General features: G+C 57.3%; 1 pseudogene. It reads left to right on the forward strand.

Annotated features, from left to right (window positions below):
- A pseudogene (gene tetR(D) / locus FLQ03_RS01355) lies at positions 1-239 on the forward strand (tetracycline resistance transcriptional repressor TetR(D)); the annotation flags it as partial.

The following is a 239-nucleotide window of genomic DNA, read 5'->3' on the forward strand; positions in this document are numbered from 1 at the left end:
TCCGCCGGGCGCTGCTGCGTTACCGTGACGGGGCAAAAGTGCACCTCGGCACCCGCCCTGATGAAAAACAGTATGATACGGTGGAAACCCAGTTACGCTTTATGACAGAAAACGGCTTTTCACTGCGCGACGGGTTATATGCGATTTCAGCGGTCAGTCATTTTACCCTTGGTGCCGTACTGGAGCAGCAGGAGCATACTGCCGCCCTGACCGACCGCCCTGCAGCACCGGACGAAAAC

The sequence above is a fragment of the Vogesella urethralis genome (assembly GCF_007644045.2).
In the GTDB taxonomy this organism is placed as follows: Bacteria; Pseudomonadota; Gammaproteobacteria; order Burkholderiales; family Chromobacteriaceae; genus Vogesella; species Vogesella urethralis.